The organism is Levilinea saccharolytica, from assembly GCF_001306035.1.
Taxonomy (GTDB): Bacteria; Chloroflexota; Anaerolineae; order Anaerolineales; family Anaerolineaceae; genus Levilinea; species Levilinea saccharolytica.
The window spans coordinates 134,674-153,941 of sequence record NZ_LGCM01000039.1 but is presented as its reverse complement, the minus strand read 5'-3'; the positions used below and the strand labels follow the sequence as shown (position 1 = coordinate 153,941).

Annotated in this window: 13 protein-coding genes; 7 read left to right on the top strand and 6 right to left on the bottom strand. The window is 58.8% G+C overall.

What is annotated here, in order from left to right; translation table 11 throughout:
* Nucleotides 1-27: 27 nt before the first annotated feature.
* From mscL to ADN01_RS11555, 3 genes are all read right to left on the bottom strand, one after another.
* The gene (mscL, locus tag ADN01_RS11565; RefSeq protein ID WP_062417652.1) at nucleotides 28-462 is read right to left on the bottom strand and encodes a large conductance mechanosensitive channel protein MscL; all 435 of its coding nucleotides are present in this window, start codon (nucleotides 460-462) and stop codon (nucleotides 28-30) included.
* Nucleotides 463-563: 101 nt separating this feature from the next.
* Nucleotides 564-968, bottom strand: coding sequence for a DUF4332 domain-containing protein (locus ADN01_RS11560; RefSeq protein WP_062417653.1), 405 nt, complete (start codon nucleotides 966-968; stop codon nucleotides 564-566).
* A gap of 50 nt (nucleotides 969-1,018) precedes the next feature.
* Entirely contained in the window at nucleotides 1,019-1,216 is a 198-nt protein-coding gene (locus tag ADN01_RS11555; protein ID WP_062417654.1) for an HU family DNA-binding protein, read from the bottom strand.
* Between the two features lie 321 nt (nucleotides 1,217-1,537).
* Between ADN01_RS11555 and ADN01_RS11550 the strand changes: the two genes are divergently transcribed.
* From ADN01_RS11550 to ADN01_RS11520, 6 genes are all read left to right on the top strand, one after another.
* The gene (locus tag ADN01_RS11550) at nucleotides 1,538-2,560 is read left to right on the top strand and encodes a LacI family DNA-binding transcriptional regulator (RefSeq protein WP_062417655.1); all 1,023 of its coding nucleotides are present in this window, start codon (nucleotides 1,538-1,540) and stop codon (nucleotides 2,558-2,560) included.
* A gap of 273 nt (nucleotides 2,561-2,833) precedes the next feature.
* A complete protein-coding gene (locus ADN01_RS11540; protein WP_062417656.1) occupies nucleotides 2,834-4,312 on the top strand; it encodes an ABC transporter substrate-binding protein in 1,479 nt (492 codons plus the stop codon).
* Between the two features lie 67 nt (nucleotides 4,313-4,379).
* Complete coding sequence (locus ADN01_RS11535; protein WP_062417657.1) at nucleotides 4,380-5,297, top strand: carbohydrate ABC transporter permease; 918 nt, start codon at nucleotides 4,380-4,382, stop codon at nucleotides 5,295-5,297.
* A gap of 9 nt (nucleotides 5,298-5,306) precedes the next feature.
* Nucleotides 5,307-6,149 (top strand): carbohydrate ABC transporter permease, encoded by an 843-nt coding sequence (locus tag ADN01_RS11530; RefSeq protein WP_062417658.1) that lies wholly within the window; start codon nucleotides 5,307-5,309, stop codon nucleotides 6,147-6,149.
* A gap of 176 nt (nucleotides 6,150-6,325) precedes the next feature.
* Complete coding sequence (locus ADN01_RS11525) at nucleotides 6,326-8,782, top strand: GH36-type glycosyl hydrolase domain-containing protein (RefSeq protein WP_062417659.1); 2,457 nt, start codon at nucleotides 6,326-6,328, stop codon at nucleotides 8,780-8,782.
* A 287-nt stretch (nucleotides 8,783-9,069) separates the two neighbouring features.
* Nucleotides 9,070-12,645 (top strand): glycoside hydrolase family 78 protein, encoded by a 3,576-nt coding sequence (locus tag ADN01_RS11520; protein WP_062417660.1) that lies wholly within the window; start codon nucleotides 9,070-9,072, stop codon nucleotides 12,643-12,645.
* A gap of 74 nt (nucleotides 12,646-12,719) precedes the next feature.
* On the opposite strand, the gene ADN01_RS11515 is transcribed toward ADN01_RS11520, so the two are convergent.
* The gene (locus ADN01_RS11515; RefSeq protein WP_062417661.1) at nucleotides 12,720-13,178 is read right to left on the bottom strand and encodes a GyrI-like domain-containing protein; all 459 of its coding nucleotides are present in this window, start codon (nucleotides 13,176-13,178) and stop codon (nucleotides 12,720-12,722) included.
* 222 nt (nucleotides 13,179-13,400) lie between these two features.
* Here ADN01_RS11515 and ADN01_RS11510 point away from each other — a divergent pair, with 222 nt between their 5' ends.
* A complete protein-coding gene (locus ADN01_RS11510) occupies nucleotides 13,401-14,768 on the top strand; it encodes a UDP-glucose dehydrogenase family protein (protein WP_062417662.1) in 1,368 nt (455 codons plus the stop codon).
* An 89-nt stretch (nucleotides 14,769-14,857) separates the two neighbouring features.
* On the opposite strand, the gene ADN01_RS11505 is transcribed toward ADN01_RS11510, so the two are convergent.
* Both ADN01_RS11505 and ADN01_RS11500 read right to left on the bottom strand, forming a co-directional pair.
* Nucleotides 14,858-16,246: a sodium-dependent transporter gene (locus ADN01_RS11505; RefSeq protein WP_062417663.1), complete on the bottom strand. Its 1,389-nt coding sequence runs from the start codon at nucleotides 16,244-16,246 to the stop codon at nucleotides 14,858-14,860.
* A gap of 279 nt (nucleotides 16,247-16,525) precedes the next feature.
* Nucleotides 16,526-19,243, bottom strand: coding sequence for an HD domain-containing phosphohydrolase (locus ADN01_RS11500; protein WP_082142687.1), 2,718 nt, complete (start codon nucleotides 19,241-19,243; stop codon nucleotides 16,526-16,528).
* Nucleotides 19,244-19,268 lie beyond the last annotated feature (25 nt).

Sequence of the window (19,268 nt, the reverse complement as noted above, 5' to 3'; positions counted from 1 at the left end):
GCTTTTTCAGTGAGGATCAGAAAAAAGCTAAAGCTGCGAGGTGCAGTGCGGGCAGCGGGTGGCCTTGAGGGGGATGGTGCTGAGGCAGTGGGGGCATTCTTTGGTGGTGGGGGCGGGGGCTTCTTCGGCCTTTTTGGGGATGAGGGCATTGGCTGCGCGGATGACCAGGAAGATGACCAGGGCGACGAGCAGAAAATCAATGATGTTGTTGATGAACAGGCCGTATTTCAGGAGAGGTGCACCGGCTTCTTCAGCGGCTTTCAGGCTGGCGTAGCTGCCGCCGTCCATGGCCCAGAAGAGGTTGGTGAAATCCATTTTGCCGAGGAGCATGCCGATGGGGGGCATGAGGATGTCGTTGACCAGGGAGGTGATGATCTTGCCAAAGGCGCCGCCGATGATGACGGCCACAGCCAGGTCGAGCACGTTGCCGCGCAGGATGAAAGCCTTAAACTCTTTGAGCATACTGATTTCTCCTTAGGCTGCATGGGAACGAGCCGCACAGGCTGACCGGATGACCGGAGCGCCTGGGCGGCCCGAGGATTAGCTGTTGAGAACGGCAAAAACTAATATTCGATTTCTCGCGGGAGGGCAGCCGCCTGGGCGACCCAGTCTTTGACCATGTCCTCAGTCGGCAGGCGCCGCACGAGTTTCTTTTGGGCGTTGACTTCTTCCATTTTCTTGAGCAGGTTGGCCGGAACGCGCTTGGCCAGTTCGGGGACGGTATCGACCCCGGCTTCTTCCAACAGGTCGGCATATTCGGAACCAACGCCTTTGATGCGGAACAGGTCGGCGTGGTTGACCCATTCGAGGATCAACTTATCGGCGATGCCCGTTTTTTCGGCGAGGGCTTTGCGCCCGGCGGGCTTTTTGCCGGCGCTCAGCAGGGCTTCGAGGCTGCCGATTCCGGCCTCTTCCAATTTCTTCGCGTATGCAGGGCCAATTCCTTCGATATCCAGCAGTTTCGTCATTCTAATTTCCTCCGTTTGCGTTTGGGTTGAGCGTACGTAAGAGCTGGGGCTTAGCGTTTGTTTAACATGCCCCCCAGGCCGTCCATCAAGTTCTGGGCGCCGCCGCCGGTGATGACGGCATCCAACTGCGCGGCGATTGGGGCCGGCAGTTTTTTCTTCAGGAAGTCCATGACCGTTTCGACAGCGATTTTGGCCTGAGCTTCGGGGATGCCCGTTTTCTTGCTGACCAATTTGACCAGTTCGTCCATGCAGCCCTCCTTGGGTAGTTAGAGATGAGTGATATAAGATCCATTCAATCTTAAATCCCATTATAGTCATAAAACCAGGGAAAAGTCAAAGTGTTTTTCAGGTTGGGTTGGGCAGGCGGGCAGCTTTAGGCGAGAGGGGGGAGGGAATGTTGCGCCGCGCAACAAATTTTAAGATAAACCGCTTGACATTCGCTTTGAAACGCGCTATAGTATGAGAGCGCTCCCAAAAACTCCCAAAATTTTCAATTGGTCACTGCAGTCCACTCAAAACGGCTTACACCACCCACTGAATTGGGAGCGCTCTCAGGAGAAACCCCGTTCATGCCCCTCACCCTCGAAGATATTGCCGCTTTATCCGGCACCTCCCGCTCCACCGTGTCGCGCGTCATCAACGGCGATCACGCGGTGCGGGAGACGACGCGGGAACGGGTGATGACGGTGCTGCAATCGCTCAATTTTCAGCCCAATTTGGCGGCACGCGGTTTGGCTGCCGGGCACACGCGGGTTTTGGGGCTGGTGATCCCGATGGGTGTGTCGACCATCTTCACGGATCCCTTTTTCCCCATGCTCATTCAAGGCGTCTCCAGCGCCTGCAACGCCTGCGACTACTCGGTGATGCTGTGGCTGGCCGAGCCGGAATTTGAGCGCCGCACCATTTCCAAAATTTTCTACAACGGCCTGCTGGACGGCGTGATTGTGGCCTCCATGCTGACCGATGACCCGATCATCGAGGCGTTAGGGGAGGGGCGGCTGCCCTTCGTGCTGATCGGCCGCAATCCCTCGCGCGAGCAGACCTGCTATGTGGATGTGGACAACGCCCAATCCTCACGCCAGGCTGTGCTGCATCTGCTGCGCTTGGGACGCCGCCGCGTGGCCACCATCACCGGCCCGCAGAACATGATTGGCGGTATTGACCGCCTGCAAGGTTACCAGACGGCTCTGCGCGAGCGCGGACTGCCGATTTTACCGGAGCTGGTGGCTGAGGGCGACTTCACCGAGATGGGCGGCTACATCGCCATGCGCCAACTGCTGCGCGCCCGCCCGGACGCTGTGTTTGCCGCCTCGGACATGATGGCCATCGGCGCGCTGCGCGCCCTGACCGAAGCCGGGCTGCGCGTTCCGCAGGATGTTTCGCTGGTGGGTTTTGACGACATCCCCGCCGCGGCACACACCGCGCCCCCGCTGACCACCGTGCGCCAACCCACGCAACGCATGGGCGCGCTGGCTGTGGAAACACTGATTGATCGTATCGAAAATCCCACGCCGGAAGTTTGTCACCTGGTGCTTCCGGCGGAGCTTATGGTGCGCGAATCGTGCGGCACCAGCCTGGGCCTCTTTCATTAATGTGCCTCCTGCCCAGGCGCATATCACGACAGACCAGGAACCTTAGACAGGAGGAGCGCAGAAGCGAAAACACCCTCATCCCCATCCAGAACGCCTGAAGTTGGCGTTTAAAAGGAGGAGCGGTCTGCCGCCCGCAAACCGCCCCGCAGAACCGTTGAGTGCGTCACTCAAGGAGCTGCCTGAAGTTAACATACCTTTTTTTTTCGGGTATGTCAAGCAAAGGACCACTTCAGCAGCCCCAACTCAAACTCAATTTCCATAAGGAGAAATGCAATGCGTAAGTCTGCCCTGAAGTTGATGTCCATTTTGATCCTGGTCAGCATGATGCTGGCTGCCTGCGCCCCCGCGGCGACCCCCGCCCCGGCGGCCCCTGCCGAACCGGCTGCCCCGGCTGAACCCGCGGCTCCTGCCGAACCTGCGGCCCCCGCCGAACCGGCTGCCCCGGCTGCGACCGAAAAGACCGTCCTGAATGTGTGGTCTTTCACCAATGAAATCCTCACCATGGCCATCGCCTTCGAAGCCAAGCACCCCGAAGTCGACGTGGTCTACACCATGATCCCCATGACCAACGGCGAATACCAGACCAAGCTCATGGCCACCCTCGGCACCGATCAGGTTCCCGATGTTGTGGCTCTGGAAGCCGCCTTCGTGAAGAGCTACGTGGAAAGCGATTTCCTGGCTGACCTCGGCAGTCTGCTCGACGAAGCCAAAGCTGCGGATACCTATCCCTTCGTGACCGACGTCGGTACGGCGGACGGCGTGACCAAGGCCTATGCTTATCAGGCGACCCCCGGCGCGCTCTTCTATCGCCGCAGCCTGGCCAAAGAATATTTCGGCACCGATGACCCCGCCAAGATCCAGGAAATCCTGGGCGACATGGACAAGTACACTGCCGCGGCCGCTGTGGTCAAAGAGAAATCCGGCGGCAACACCTACATGGTTGCCTCCAACGGCGATTTCATGAACCTGTTCTATGCCAACCGCGAGCAGCCCTGGGTTGTGGACGACACCCTGACGGTTGACCCGATGGTCGAAAAGATGGTTGCGACCGCCAAACTGTTCCGCGACAATGGTTACGAAGCCAAAGCCACCCAGTGGCAAGAGGGTTGGTTCGCTGGTATGAATGACACCCTGGTGGATGCCAACGGCGCCCCCAAGCAGATCTTCTCCTACTTCCTGCCCACCTGGGGTCTGCCCTACGTGTTGGCCCCCCATGCCAAATCGGCTGACGGCACCAAAGACACCACCGGCGACTGGGCGGTCATCACTGGCCCGCTCCCCTACCAGTGGGGCGGCACGTGGTTGGGTGTGATGAAAGAAACCAAGAAGATGGATCTGGCCACCGAGTTCGTGCGCTTCTGCACCCTGGATGAGGAAAACCTCACCAATTGGGCCACGGGCGTGTACACCAATGAATACCTCAAAGCCATTGATCCCACCGTTCCGGACGATCAGAAACAGGCCGCTGGCGACTTCGTGTCCAGCAGGAACGTTGTGAAGGCCATCACCGCTTCCTTCGATGACTCCGAAATGAGCAAGTTCCTGGGCGGCCAGAACTCCTACGGCGGTTTCGCCGAGGCGGCCCCCACCGTCAGCGCCAAACTGATGCAAGGCTCCGACGACGCTATTCAGCGCGCTCTGAACGACCCGTTGAACTCTTACCTGGATGGCAAAGTCACCCTGGAAGAGATGTGGAAACTCTGGAAAGACGCGGTCCGCAACGAGTTCCCCGAACTGATTATCCCCGAATAATCTGAACGTTTCACTAAGACTGAGTCAGTGCAGCAATGCACTGACTCAGTCTACACCGGGAGGCACGATGAACCGTCCGAAGAAGAGCCGCTTTAATTATGGGTACTATTTTGTTGCACCATTTGTCGTAGGGTTTTTGCTGTTTGGCCTCTACCCCGTTTACAACACCATCGCCCTGAGCTTTACCGATACCACCCTGATGTCGGCTAAATCCAATTTTGTCGGATTGGCCAATTTCAAGCGTTTATTTGCGGACTCTGTGTTCATGACTGCGGTCAAGAACACCTGGCTGCTGTGGGTATTGAACTTTATCCCGCAGCTTGGTATTGCCATGCTTTTATCCGTGTGGTTCACCAGCACCCGACTGAAGTTAAAAGCCGTGGGTGTCTGGCGTATGCTGTTCTATTTGCCCAATTTGCTCATGCCAGCGGCCATCGCGGCCCTGTTTTTTAGTCTGTTCTCGTTCTACGGGCCGGTGAACCAGTTTATGGTGCGCGCTGGCTTCATCCCTGAGGCGATTGATTATCTGCGCAATCCCACAGTGGCCCGCGCTTTGGTGGTTTTCATCCAATGGTGGATGTGGTTTGGCCAAACAACGATCATTTTGATGGCGGGGATGACCTCTATTTCGGTGCAGGTGTACGAAGCAGCCCTGGTGGACGGCGCCACCTCCTTCCAAATGTTCCGCTACATCACCCTGCCGCTGATCAAGCCGGTGACTATTTACATTCTGGTTACCTCGCTGGTGGGCGGTATGCAGATGTTTGACATCCCCATGCTGTTGACCGATGGGCGCGGCAGTCCGGCGAACTCCATTTTGACCAACAACATTTTGATGTATATGAAGTTCCGCAGCAGCAAGGGACATATCGGCGCGGCGGCTTCGGTGGGCGTGTTGGTGTTCATCATGACGACGATCTGTTCTCTGCTCATCTTCTATTTGCTTCGCGATAAAGATGCTAATCTCGAAGAGGCAGAGGATTAGGAGGAAAAGATGAAAAACTACCGCGTTTCTACCAATATCCAGCGTTTCTTCATTTATCTTTTCCTGACGATCCTGCTGATCATCGTCATCCTGCCCATCTGGCTGCTGATCGTGAACGGGACGCGTTCCACGGTGGAAATTCAAAACGGCATCAGCTTGATACCGAGCAAGTACATGGTCACCAATTATAAGATCCTGCTCAGCAAGGGTCTGGATCTGCCGCGGGGCTTCTTTAACAGCTTCTATATCTCCGCTATGACCACTGTCGTAAGCGTGTACTTCTCGCTGATGACGGCCTACGGTTTGGTGGTGTATAAGTTCAGAGGGCGCAAGCTGCTCTACAACGGCATTTTGGTGCTGGTGATGATCCCCATGCAGCTTTCGATCATCGGCTTCTACCAGTACATGTCCAAGCTCGGTCTGGCGGACTCGTATTGGTCGCTGATCTTACCCAGCATCGCTTCAGCCGGTGCGGTGTTCTTTGGCAAGCAGTATCTGGAATCGGTAGTGCTGCAAGACTTGATTGATGCGGGCCGCATTGACGGCGCCAGTGAGCTGGGCATTTTCCACCGCATCATGCTGCCGATTGCGGCGCCGGGAGCTTTCACGATGGGTATCTTTGCTTTCGTGGGCGCCTGGAACAACTTCTTCAACGCCTTCATCTTAATCACCTCGCGGCAAAAGTATACCCTGCCCATGCTGATCCAAACCCTGCGTGGGGATGTGTACCGCCCAGAATACGGTGCCATTTACCTGGGTCTGGCAGCCTCGGTGATCCCGATCATCATCATCTACTTCCTGTTCTCTCGCTATATTGTGAACGGCATCTCGATGGGCGCCGTCAAAGAGTAAGGGCAAGGAAACAAGTCGGAAGGAGGCCTCGGGGGAACGGCCTCCTTCCTCTATCCTCTGATCCATATTGCACGGCTGCGATCCGCTGAGTGTCATTGGGGGCGGGCTGCACCCAGGCCGCGGAGGCAAGTGCCGCGAGCTTAATCAATGCTTTTGGTTTTTTTGAAGGAGTGGTCATGCGCTTCGGTTTTTTCGATGATCTCCATCTGGAATATGTGATTACCCGACCGGATACACCCTTGCCCTGGATCAATTACCTGGGCACCGAGTCCTATTTTGGCATTATCTCCAACACAGCGGGGGGCTATTCATTTTATAAAGATGCGCGCCTGCGGCGGCTGATCCGTTTTCGGTACAACAATGCGCCTTTGGACGGTAACGGGCGCTATGTGTACTTGCGCGATGACGACGCCGCTCAGCCGGATTTCTGGTCGCCCACCTGGCAGCCCACGCGCACCCCGCTGGATGCTTACACTTGCCGCCACGGCCTGGGGTACACCCGCATCGCCTCGCAGCGCAAGGGGATTACCTGTGAGACGACCTATTTCGTGCCCCTGGGGCAAGACCTGGAAGTTTGGGATGTGCACCTGACCAACCAGCGCGGTACGGCGGCCAACCTTTCGCTGTTTTCGGCGGTGGAATTTTGCCTGTGGGACGCATTTGACGACGCAAATAATTTTCAGCGCAATTACTCCATCGGCGAAGTGGAAGTGGTGGATGGGGTCATTTACCACAAATCAGAGTACCGCGAACGGCGCGACCATTTTGCCTATTTTGCCTGCTCGGAGCCGTTGGCGGGGTATGACACCCAGCGTGAGGATTTCTTGGGCCCATACCGCGGCTGGGACGCGCCCGCGGCGGTGGAGGAAGGGAAAGCACGGCAATCGCTGGCCCTGGGCTGGCAGCCGATGGGTTCACACCATGTGCGCCTGCACCTGGAACCGGGCGAAAGCAAACGGGTGATTTTTGTGTTGGGCTATCACGAAAACCCGGAAAACGACAAATTTGACCCGGCGGGAACGCAGACCATCAACAAAAAGACGGTGCTGCCAGTCATCCGGCGTTTTTTGCAGCCCGATGTGGTGAGCCAGGCGCTGGCTGATATCCAGCAGTATTGGCGCAATTTGCTGCAAGGGATGCAGGTGGATACGCCCAATGAGCACGCCAACCGCATGATCAATATCTGGAATGTGTACCAGTTGATGGTCACCTTCAATTTCTCGCGTTCCTCGTCCTATTTTGAGTCAGGGGTGGGCCGCGGGATGGGTTTCCGCGATTCGGCTCAGGATTTGCTGGGTTTTGTGCAGTTAGACGCACAGCGGGCGCGCCAGCGCATTTTGGACCTGGCGGCCACGCAGATGGCCAGCGGGGGGGCCTATCACCAGTATCAGCCGCTGACCAAGCGCGGCAATCACGACGTGGGCAGCAATTTTAACGACGACCCCCTGTGGCTGGTGTTGGCAGTGACGGCATATTTGAAGGAAAGCGGCGATTGGAGCATCTTGCAGGAGCAGGTTCCCTTTGATCTTGAACACGGCTCGGAGGACAGCCTGCTGGCGCATATGGAGCGCAGCCTGAACTATACCCAGGAGCGCCTGGGGCCGCACGGTTTGCCTTTGATTGGCCGGGCGGATTGGAACGACTGCCTGAACCTGAACTGTTTTTCGGATAAACCTGGGCAGTCTTTTCAGACCACCACCAACCGCGAAGGCAAAGTGGCCGAGAGCGTTTTCATCGGCGGGCTGTTCGTTTTGGCGGCCGCGGAGATGGAAGCGGTGTACGACCGCCTGGGCCTGACGGCCAAAGCTGCCGAGCTGGCGGCGCAGCGGGTGAACATGCGGGCTGTGCTGAATACGGCCGGCTGGGACGGCAGCTGGTTCCGGCGGGCTTATGACCATTTTGGGAACCCGCTGGGCTCGCAGGAATGCACAGAGGGCCAGATCTTCGTGGAGCCTCAGGGCATGTGTGTGATGGCGGGCGTGGGGCTGGAAGACGGCCGTGCAGAATCCGCGCTGAACGCGGTGCGCGAACATTTGGGCACACCGCACGGTGTGGTGGTGCTGTGGCCCGCTTTTAAGCAGTACTATCTGCACATCGGCGAGATTTCTTCCTACCCCCCAGGGTACAAAGAGAACGGCAGCGTCTTCTGCCACACCAACCCCTGGATCCAGATCGCCGAGGCGCGCCTGGGGCGTGGGGAGCGGGCGCTGGATTATTATCTGCGCATCAACCCATCGGCGCGCGAAGAGATCAGCGAGGTGCACCGCTGTGAGCCGTATGCCTATGCTCAAATGATCGCGGGCAAAGAGGCGGTCAAACCCGGTGAGGCCAAAAATTCCTGGCTGACCGGCACGGCGGCCTGGAGCTATGTGGCCGTGACGCAGTGGATTTTGGGGATTCGTCCGACTTTTGACGGGCTGAAGATCGCCCCGGTGGTGCCGGAGGATTGGACGGCCTTTGACGTGCAGCGTACTTTCCGCGGGGTGCGCTACTTCATCCACGTGGAGCGGGTGGGGGCGGGTAACGCCGTGCGGCTGGAGGTGGAAGGGGCGCCGGTGGAAGGGGATGTGGTGGGGATTCCCAGCGGCGGCCAGACGGAAGTGCGCGTGCGCGCATATTTGGGCACGGCCTGAGACAATTTCCAGCGCGGGGGTTTTTGGGCGGCCTTTGGCGAGACCGCTGAGAACCTTTGGGCGCGGTTGGGTGACAGCGCGGGATGTCTGGCGGTTTGCCGGCATCCCGCGCACTGTTTTAAGATAAGGCTTCATCCGAATTTGTTTTTTATAACTTCTATGCTAAACTGGATAGTATCTTAGGTGCGGCCCCAGGCTGGGAGGGAAGCTTGGAGCCTCCGGAGAACGAATGCCCTAGAAGCTTCAGCAACAAGGGGCTGAGCAGCAACAGCAGAGGAGAAAAAATCATGAAACGCTTTTGGGTGGTTTGTTTGTGCTGCGCGTGGATCCTGGCGGGGCTGATTCCCACGCGCACGGTCCAGGCACAGGGGCCTACCGACCCGGTGCGTTACGCCAAAACCAGCGCGGCTGGCAGCGGCGACTGCAGCTCGTGGGCCAACGCCTGCACACTGCAAACGGCTTTAAACGGGGCGCTGCCCGGCCAGCAAGTGTGGGCCGCCGCGGGTGTGCATTATCCTGGCAATTCTGCGAGCAGCACCTTTACCCTCAAAGACGGCGTGGGGGTGTACGGCGGGTTTGCTGGGAATGAAACCAGCCTCAACCAGCGTAATGTGGCCGCAAACCGGACCACGCTGAGCTGCGACATTGGTATAGTTGGCCTTAGTGCGGATAACTGCCTGCACGTGGTAACAGCCTCCTCGGTGGGAATCAGCACTCTATTGGACGGGTTTACCATCACGGGTGGGAATGCTGTCGGAGCTCACCCCACTGGTAGCGGCGGGGGGGTTTATCTCGATAATGCCAGCCTAACCTTGCAAAATCTGGTCATCCGCGGCAACTGGGCAAATACGGGCGGAGGCCTGTACAGCGGAAACAACAGCGGTCCGACCTTGAACCATGTGACCTTTGAAGATAATTATGCCCAGAACGCAGGTGGGGGCATGTATACCATTTGGGGGGGCTCCACTGGCCTATACAACGTTTTGTTTTACATGAATCAGACCAGCGGGGATGGGGGTGGGCTGTACAGCGAGATCACAACCATACAATTACAAAATGTGACCTTTCAAGCCAATGTTTCTGATGTCGAACAAAACAATATTGGCTCTGGGGGAGGTATGTACAGTAAGAAAAACTACAGCACGCTGTCTGGTGTAACCTTTTATGGTAACCAATCGAATGCCAATGGGGGCGGGCTTTATTTGAGTACGGCGAATATTGCTATGGAGAATGTGACCCTGGTGCAGAACCGGGCGGTGGGTTCCGGGGGTAACGGCATGGGGGGCGGGATCGTTTTTGAGTCCAGCCCTGGTGGCTCATTAAGACATGTCACCCTCTGGAATAATTCGGCCGCTGCGGCCGGTGGGGGTATCTTCACCCAAAACTCCAGTCCCAATGTGAGGAACAGCCTGATCTGGGGGAACACCAGCCCATTGGGGGCGCAGATCTATGAGCCTAACGGCTCTATATCGGTGCAATTTAGTGTAGTGCAGGACGACTTTCCGGGAGGATTGTTCATCTACACAGACGACCCCTTGGTGGGAACCTTTGGTAACCACGGCGGCAGCACCCAAACCCTGTCCATTTTGCCAGGTTCCTCGGCTCTGGATCGGGGTTCGTCTACGTTCTGCGGGGATAACGATCAGCGCGGACACCCGCGGCCGCAGGAGGGGACGAATGATGGGGTGGCGGACTGCGACATCGGGGCCTTTGAGCTGGACAACCTGGCGCCTGTTGTAGATCTGGACAACACGGTAACTAGCCTGGTAGAAGAAACCTCGATTGACTCACCGTTGAAAGTGGCGCGGGCGGTGATCACAGATGACGGTATTGGCATCCAATCGTTATCCCTCAGCGGGGAGGACGCGGCTATGTTCAGCCTGTCGGGGGAAGAAGTGTTCCTCAAGGCGGGCGCAATTCTGGATTATGAGACCAACCCGGTGCTGGATGTGCAGGTGAATGTGGATGACCCCACCACCGCCGCCAGCCCAGATGACAGCGAAGCGCTGAGTATTACGGTGGAGGACGTGGTGGAAGACTTCACCGCCCCCACGGTGGAAGGCATCACCCGCCTGGACGCCAACCCCAATCTGACCCCAACGGCTCGCTTTGCTGTGCAGTTCTCAGAGCCGGTGAAAGATGTGGGCGCCGCCGATTTCTCGGTGATGACCACGGACACCCTGGCGGCGGCGGTCAGCGGCGTGACGGGCAGCGGCAGCAGCTATGAGGTAACTGTGGATTGCACCAGCGGCGATGGTACACTGCGTCTGGATATCCCGACCAGCGCCCAGATCAGCGATTTGGCGGGCAACGCATTGAGCGGGCTGCCCTATGAGGACGGCGAGCCTTATGAGATTGTGCGCAGCCGCCCCTTCATCCTTTGGCCGCGGGACGGGATCACCCTGCAGAACAACCGCCCGGAACTGGATTGGAGCGATTTTGACGGCGCGCTGGGGTATGACGTGCAGATTTCGCGCAGCGCCAATTTCAAAAAGCTGCTGATGAGCAAACGGGTGATACCGGCCGTTTCTGCTCTGATCCCCAAGGCCAGTCTGCCCGCCAACCAGCATCTGTATTGGCGTGTGCGGGCGCGCACAGCGGCCGGGGCGGGGCCGTGGTCGGCGGCGGCGGAATTTGTCACCGCTAACCCGCCCAGCACACCCGTGCTGCAGGTGCCCAAGAACAATCAGTTGATCACCGAGCTGCGCCCGCGCCTGGACTGGCGCGACAGCCGCGTGCCGCTGGGGACGGAGTTTCTCAAGTATGAGGTGCAGTATGCTGACAATGCCGCCTTCACCGGCGCAGTGACCCTGGAGACGGCCGGACTGGGGCCTTCGGAAACAGTGCTGAGCGAAGATTTGCAGCCCAACACGCGCTACTACTGGCGGGTGAGAGCCTGGAACACGGCCGGGGAGAGCAGCGTATGGTCAGCCGTGCGCTCCTTCCGAGCGGCCATGACCGCGCCGGAGCTGAGCAAACCCGCGGATGGGGCCGATACGCACACGCGGCGGCCGATGTTTGAATGGCTGCCGGTGGATGGGGCCGCAGGCTACACCGTGCAGGTGAGCAAGACGGATGATTTTGCCAAGGTGATGTCCAGTTACACACTGAAGACAGCCCAGAACTGGTTTACGCCGGGCAGCGATCTGCCTGCCAACGGCACTTTCTTCTGGCGGGTGCGCGCTAACGGCGCGAACGGCCCCAGCCTGTTTTCGGCGGTGCGCAGCTTTACCACCGGTCAGCCGCCCAGCGTGCCGGCGCTGAAATCACCGGCGGCGGGGGCGCTGGTGCGCGAGGTGCGCCCGCGGCTGGATTGGAGCACGGTGGTGCTGCTGCCGGGGACGACCTTTGGCTATTACCAGTTGGAATTGGATCAGGACGCGGCTTTTTCGGCCCCGCTGCGGGCGCACGTGAACCAGATGGCTGCCTCGGAATACACGCTGGAGGTGGATTTGGAACCCAACCGCACCTATTACTGGCGGGTGCGGGCCTGGAACGCGGGCGTGAACGGGATCGCAGAGGATGGGGACGATGACTTCAGCGCGTGGTCGAAAACGCGCAGCTTCCGCACGGCGCTGGCCCAGCCGGTGCTGCTGTCGCCGGGGCCGGGGGAGGTGACCGCCAGCCTGCAGCCGCTTCTGGATTGGCAGGACAGCGAAGGGGCACTGGGCTACCGTGTGGAGATTTCGCGCAGCGACCAATTTGCCTCGCTGGTGCGCGGGGTGACAGTGGTGAACGGTGTTTCGGAATACACCCCACCTACGGCGCTGCCCTCGGGCACACAGTTATGGTGGCGGGTGCGGGCCACGGGCAAGAACGGCCCCAGCCTGTGGAGCGAGACGGGCACGTTTTTTACTCCGTAAGCCCAGCCTCAATCGAATAGAACAAAATCCGCCGTCCGGTGAGTCATCACCGGACGGCGCTGCGTGGGGGAGGATTATTTCAGGATGAAGTCAATGCGCGTACTGAGCTGTTCGGCTGGGGTGTCGACGGGGTTGTTCAGGTAGGTCTCGTACACGACACCCGAAGGCGTACGGTTGGCCTGTTCCAAAAATCCGGTCAGGGCCTGATAGGCGGCGGCCATTTCGGGGTAGGGGCCGGTGTGCAGGCAGGTGGCCAAATGACATTCCGGCAGAATGTCGGGCTGAACATCGCCGCTGCCGGGCAGGGGGCGGGCCACCGGGAAGCCGATTTGCAGATCGAGGTCGGCCATATCCATGTTGAAGTAGCCCACAAAGGGCGGCCCGGCGGGTTCTTCACCCAGGGCGGCCAGATGCTCTTCGATGGCTTTGTAGGCGGCGTCTAAAACGACCGGCAGGTTATCTACCGGGGTGCGCGTCCGCACGGCCAGGACAGGCCGCGGAAGCTGATGGACAATTTGACAGGCGTACGTCATGGTTGGGTTCCCTCCTGAGGAACATCATCAAGTAACCAGATTATAGAACATATATTCTATATTGTCAAGGGAACCCAGAGAAGAAAAGCCGTACGCCGTTAAAATCCTGTTGGGGCGGGTTGTCGGGAATGGGCAGAATGTAGTATACTTTTGCGCGAGGTTGTCATTTGGTTCTCAGCCGCAGGGGGGCGTATTCTAATCCAAAAGGGGCTTTTGAGGCTTATGAAAGTTCTCGTCGTCGGTACGGGGTATGTTGGTCTGACCACTGGGGTGGCTCTGGGGTATTTGGGGCACCATGTGGTTTGTTTGGATGTTTCCGAAGAGAAAATTCGCACGTTGAAGGCGGGGAAAACCCCCATTTATGAGCCGGGGCTGCCCGAATTGATTGCCCTGGCGCGCGGGAATCTCAAATTCACCACCGATTATGATGAAGCTGAGATTGGCGAGACGGATGTGGTCTTCATCAGCGTGGGCACGCCCTCTAACCCTGACGGCAGCGCCGATCTGCGCTATGTGCAGCAGGCCGCCGAGGCCGTGGGTCAGCGCCTGGGCGAGCATTTCACCGTGGTGGTCAACAAATCCACTGTGCCGATCGGTTCGGGCAACTGGGTGGGGGCTTTGGTGCGAGACGCCTATGAACGGCAGAACGGCCACAAGCCCAACGGTCACTTTGCCGTGGCTTCCAACCCGGAATTCCTGCGTCAGGGGTCGGGCCTGTACGACACTCTGTACCCCGACCGGATTGTGGTGGGGGCAGAGGACAGCCGCGCCATTGATGTGCTGGCCAATCTGTACCGGCCTTTGCTGAACCAGGATTTCCCCGCGCCGTCTTTCCTGCCGCGGCCGGAGCGTTTTGGGGCGGTGGCTTTGGTAACTTGCGACCTGGCCTCGGCGGAATTGATCAAGTACGCGGCCAATTCTTTCCTGGCGCTGAAGATCAGCTATGTGAATGAGATTGCTCAATTGGCCTCGAAGGTAGGGGCAGACATCACCCAGATCGCGCGCGGCATGGGGCTGGATTCGCGCATTGGCCCGCGCTTCCTGGAAGCTGGCATCGGTTGGGGCGGAAGCTGCTTTGGCAAAGACACGGCAGCCCTGGTTTCCACCGCGCATGAATATAATCTGGAAATGCCCATTGTGCAGTCGGCGCGGGACGTGAACTACCGCCAGCGCGTGTGGGTGGTGGAAAAATTGCAGGAAGAGCTGAAAATCCTCAAAGGCCGCACGGTGGCGCTTTTAGGCTTTTCTTTCAAAGAAAATACGGACGATTTGCGGGATGCGCCCTCGCTGGACATTTCTCGCCTGCTGATTCAGCGCGGGGTGCGCGTGAACGCACACGACCCGGTGGCGCTGGGCAACGCCCGCAGGCTTTACCCCGATCTGGGCGTGAATTATTGCGATGATGTGCACGAGGCCATCCAAGACGCCGACGCCATCATCCTGGTGACCAAGTGGCCGGAGTACCGCGAGCTGCCCTGGGAAGAGATCAAGCACAAGCTGCGCAATGCTCTGGTGCTGGATGGACGCAACTTCCTGAAGGAAGAAGAGCTGGAGGCTTTTGGCTACCGTTACGTGGGGGTGGGTAAGTAGGTTCCCAACCCAAGGTGTGATGAAAACCAAAGGGCTGCCGGTGGTGTTTGCACCGGCAGCCCTTTTTATGGGATAGGCGGAGAAAACGCTTACCCGCCGATGATCCCCAGACCGTTGAGCAGCACAAGGATGACCAGCACGGGGGTGACGAAGCGCACGATCACCCAGAAGGCACGCACCACACCTTCGTTCTTGAGGACACCGCTGTTGGTGAGCGCCTCAAAGACGTTCTTGCGGCCCCAGAACCAGCCCACGAAGATGGCGATGAACAGGCCGCCGATGGGCAGGAGCAGATTTGAGGAGGCGAAATCATACAGGTCGAAGAAGTTCATGCCAAAGAGCTTTACCCCGCTCAAGGTGGAGCTGGAGAGGGCTGCCGGGGCGCCTACCACGGCCAGCAGGCCGGTGGTGATGAGGGTGGCTTTGACGCGTGAGATGGCAAAACGTTCGTTCATGTAAGCGATGGGCACTTCCAGCAGGGAGAGCATGGCTCCCGTGGCGGCAAAGGCGGTCAGGATGAAGAACAGGGTCATGAAGACACCGCCGAAAGGCATGGAGGCGAACACGGAGGGGATGGTGATGAACAGCAGGGAGGGGCCAGCCGCCGGTTCGAAGCCGAAGGCGAACACCGCGGGAAACACCGCCAGACCCGCCAGGACGGAAACGCTGAGGTCTGCCAACATCACCCGCGCGGTTCCGGTGGGGATGTTTTGATCCTCTTTCCAGTAGGAACCGTAAGTGATCATGGTGCCCATGCCGATGGAGAGCTTGAAGAAGGCCAGACCCATCGCGGTGAGCACGGCGGCGCCGGTGATTTTGGAGAAATCGGGGGTGAAGAGGAAGGCGAGGCCCTGGCTTGCGCCGGGGAGGGTCAGGCTGCGCACGGCGATGATGATGAGCATGACCAAGAGCAGGGGGATGAGGCGTTTGGTGGTGGCCTCGATGCCTTTGGACACGCCGTTGACGATGATCAGGCTGATGACGGCCAGCACAATCCACTGCCAGAGCAAAGACTGGAAGGGACTGGTGACCAGGTCGGTGAAGGCTTGCGAGGTCACTTGAGGATCGGTGGAGAGGATGGCGCCGGAGATGGCTTTGAAGACATAGGCAAACACCCATCCAGCCACCTCGGTGTAGAAGGCCATGATCAGGAAGGCGGCCAATGCCCCGGCTGCGCCGATGAGCCACCAGGGCTGACGGGCGCTGGGTGAAAGAGCGCGCATGGTTTGGATGGCGTTGGCGCGGGCTTTGCGGCCCATCATAATTTCTGCAATCATCACCGGCAGACCCACCAGGAGGGTGCAAACCAAATAAAGGATGATAAATGCTGCGCCGCCGTTGTTGCCAACCAGGTAAGGGAATTTCCAGATGTTGCCGAGGCCGACTGCGGATCCAATAGTGGCCACCAGCGCCCCCAGGGCGGTGGCGAAGCTTCCGCGTGCTGCTGCGGAGAGACGGGAGGGTTGTGCGGACTGCATAGTTCCTGCTCCTAAAAATAAGATATACGGGGAAAATCCCGGTATTCACAAAAAAACTCCCCGGGGTTGACCGGGGAGCGTTTTCTTGAAAAATCTGCTTTTGCCGCTAGGCGGGTAGGTGGTTCGAAAACCTCCGCCGGTCATCAGGGTGCGATGCGGTGCTCCATATAAATATAATAATGGAGGTGGAGGTTGGCGGTAAGCATGGGGGCAACTATACCAGCGGGAGGCCTATCTGTCAATAGGTGAAAAAGGGCACAATTGCACCGGGGCAAAGGGTCATTCTTCCTGCGCGCAGGGGAAGGACGGCTCCATCGCCAGAAAAGCTTCCACCAGCTGGGGGTCAAACTGGGTGCCGGCCTGGGCGCGGATATGATCGTAGGCGCGCTTGCGGCTCCAGGCTTTGCGGTAGGGGCGGTCGGAACAGAGCGAATCCCACACATCCACGATGGAGAAAATGCGCGCTTCCAGGGGAATTTCTTCGCCGCGCAGCCCGCGCGGATAGCCGCTGCCGTCCCAGCGCTCGTGGTGGGCATAGGGGATGTTGAGGGCGGGCCGCAGAAACTCAATGGGGTAGAGCATGTCGTAGGCGTATTGGGGATGCTGGCGCATGATGGCGGCTTCGTCCTCGCTGAGGGGACCTTGTTTGCGCAGGATGCGGTCGGGGACGCCCAATTTGCCGATGTCGTGCAGCAAAGCCCCGCGGCGGATGTGGGGCAGCTGTTCTTCGGGGATGCCCACCTGCCTGGCCAGGCGCAGGGTGAGGTTGATGACATTCTGTGAATGGGTTTCGGTGGGCTGGTCGCGCAGGTTCAGGGCGCGCGCCCAACCGGCCAGGGTGGCCTCGTAGGCCTGGATCAGCTCCTGGTTGCTGCGCTGAAGATTATCCACCATTTCGAAATTGTCAAAGGCTATGGCAGCCTGGATGGCGATGGCTTCCAGTAAGTTCCACCAATCCGGGTCGAGGGGTTGGGGACGGTCGAGGAAGACCTCCAAAACGCCTTTGGGGGCGTCTTTGGCGATGAGGGGCACGGCCAGATAATCATGAAAACCGTGGGCCGCCATCCAGGCGGTGCGCCGGCCGGTGGTCACCTGGCTGGTTTGGCGGGTGAGCTGCAAGGTAGCTTGCTTAAAGAGCGCCTCGGCGGCCAGATCAAACTGCATGTGCACCGGCGGGGGCGGGTTAGAAGTGACCTGGCCGTACAGAGCCTGCGGCAGCAGGGTGTTGGCGGCAGGGTCATAGCGCAGGACGATAATGGCCGGGACTTGCAGTTGAGCGGCGGCGTGCTGGGTGAGCAGAGATAAAATCTGATCCAGGTCCTGATTGGCGCTGATGGCGGCATCCACCTGCCGCAGAGTCTGCACCTGCTGCAAGCGGCGCTGGGTTTGCTCATAGAGGATTTCGCGCTGAATGGCGCTGGCGGCCAGATCTGCCACCGCGGTGAGCACGCGAATTTCGGCGGTGGTGGTGGGCACGCTGCGGCCCACCCACAGCGTGCCGAGAGCCAGGTCGCGGGTGACGAGGGGCACGCAGATGAGCGAACGCGTCCCGCCGCCCGAAAGGGCCGCCAGCGGGCTGGGCAAGGGGATGGGCAGATCGTTGTTGATGTACGGCTGGCGCGATGCCAGCACCGCCTGGTGAATTTCTTCTGAGGGGGGGGCGCCGCCTGAAAGCGCCTGCCATTGCCCCACGGCCTCAACGCATTGATCTTCCCCTGGGCAAGAAGCCTGGATGATCAGCAAGGCGCTGGAGGCTTCCATCAAGTCGGCGGCGTTATCCAGGATGATGCGGTACATATCTTTGGCCAGGGTGGCTTCGCGCAGGGCCGAGGCGATGGTGGCGATGGCGCGCTGTTCGCGGGCGTGCAGCTTGCTTTCGGTGATCTCCATCGCGGTCAGGCAGGTTCCGATTATTTTGCCTTCCTCATCTTTGACCGGGTTATACCCCAGGCGGAACCAGCGCGGAGAGGCGTTGGGGACGCGAAATTCGCGCTGTACTTCGATGTAGCGCCCTTGCAGAGCGGAGAGGATGTTATGAAAGAAATTTTTCTGGTTCGGTTGTGGAATGAAGATTTCAATCCCCAGACCTTTTTGCAGCTTCTTGCCGGTCATGGTTTCAAAATGCTCGCTGGCCGCGCGGTTGAAAGCCTGGATGATGCGCTGACGGTCCAACAGGATGAAAGATTCCTGGCTGGAATCAAAGATGGCCCGCAGCGTGGCTTCGGACTGGCGCAGGGCTTCTTCGGCCAGCTTGCTTTCGGTGATGTCTTCGATGTGGGATAAAAAGGAGTTGGTTTCTCCGTCAGCGCCGCGCAGACTGCGCACCTGAATGCGGGTGTAGATGGTTTGGCCGTCTTTGCGGATATAGCGCTTTTCCAGCGAATATTGATCCAGGTTTTCCTGGAGCATGCGCTCGGCCCAATATTCTGAGATGCCGACGTCATCGGGGTGAGTGATGTCTTGCCATTTCAATTGGCGCATCTCGTCAATGGTATAGCCCATGATTTCGGCAAAGCGCTGATTGCCGTTGATCAGATGGCCGTCCAGACCGGTGATGGCGGTTCCCACCAGGCTGAGTTCAAAGTAATTGCGGAAGCGAGCCTCGGAAAGTCGCAGTTGGTTCTCCAGCTCGAATTTCTTGAGCGACATTTGCAACGTGGCCAGCAGGCTGCGCTCTTCGAACGGCTTGAGCAGGTAGCCAAAGGCGTCGGTGATGCGCGCGCGTTCGATGATGTGCGCGTCCGCGTAGGCGGTCAGGTAGATGATGGGAATATCGGCCTGGGTGTGGATCTCGGCCGCGGCTTCGATGCCGTCCATGGGGCCGTCGAGAACGATATCCATCAGAATCAGGTCGGGGCGGGTTTCCAGCGCCAGGGCAACAGCCTGCGGCCCGCTGCTGGCCATCCCGCAGACTTCGTAACCGTTTTTTTTGAGGACATTTTGAAGATGGACGCGGATGATGCCGTCATCTTCAACCACCATTATTTTCGCTGCCATGATGCCCCTTTCTAACTGCCTCAAG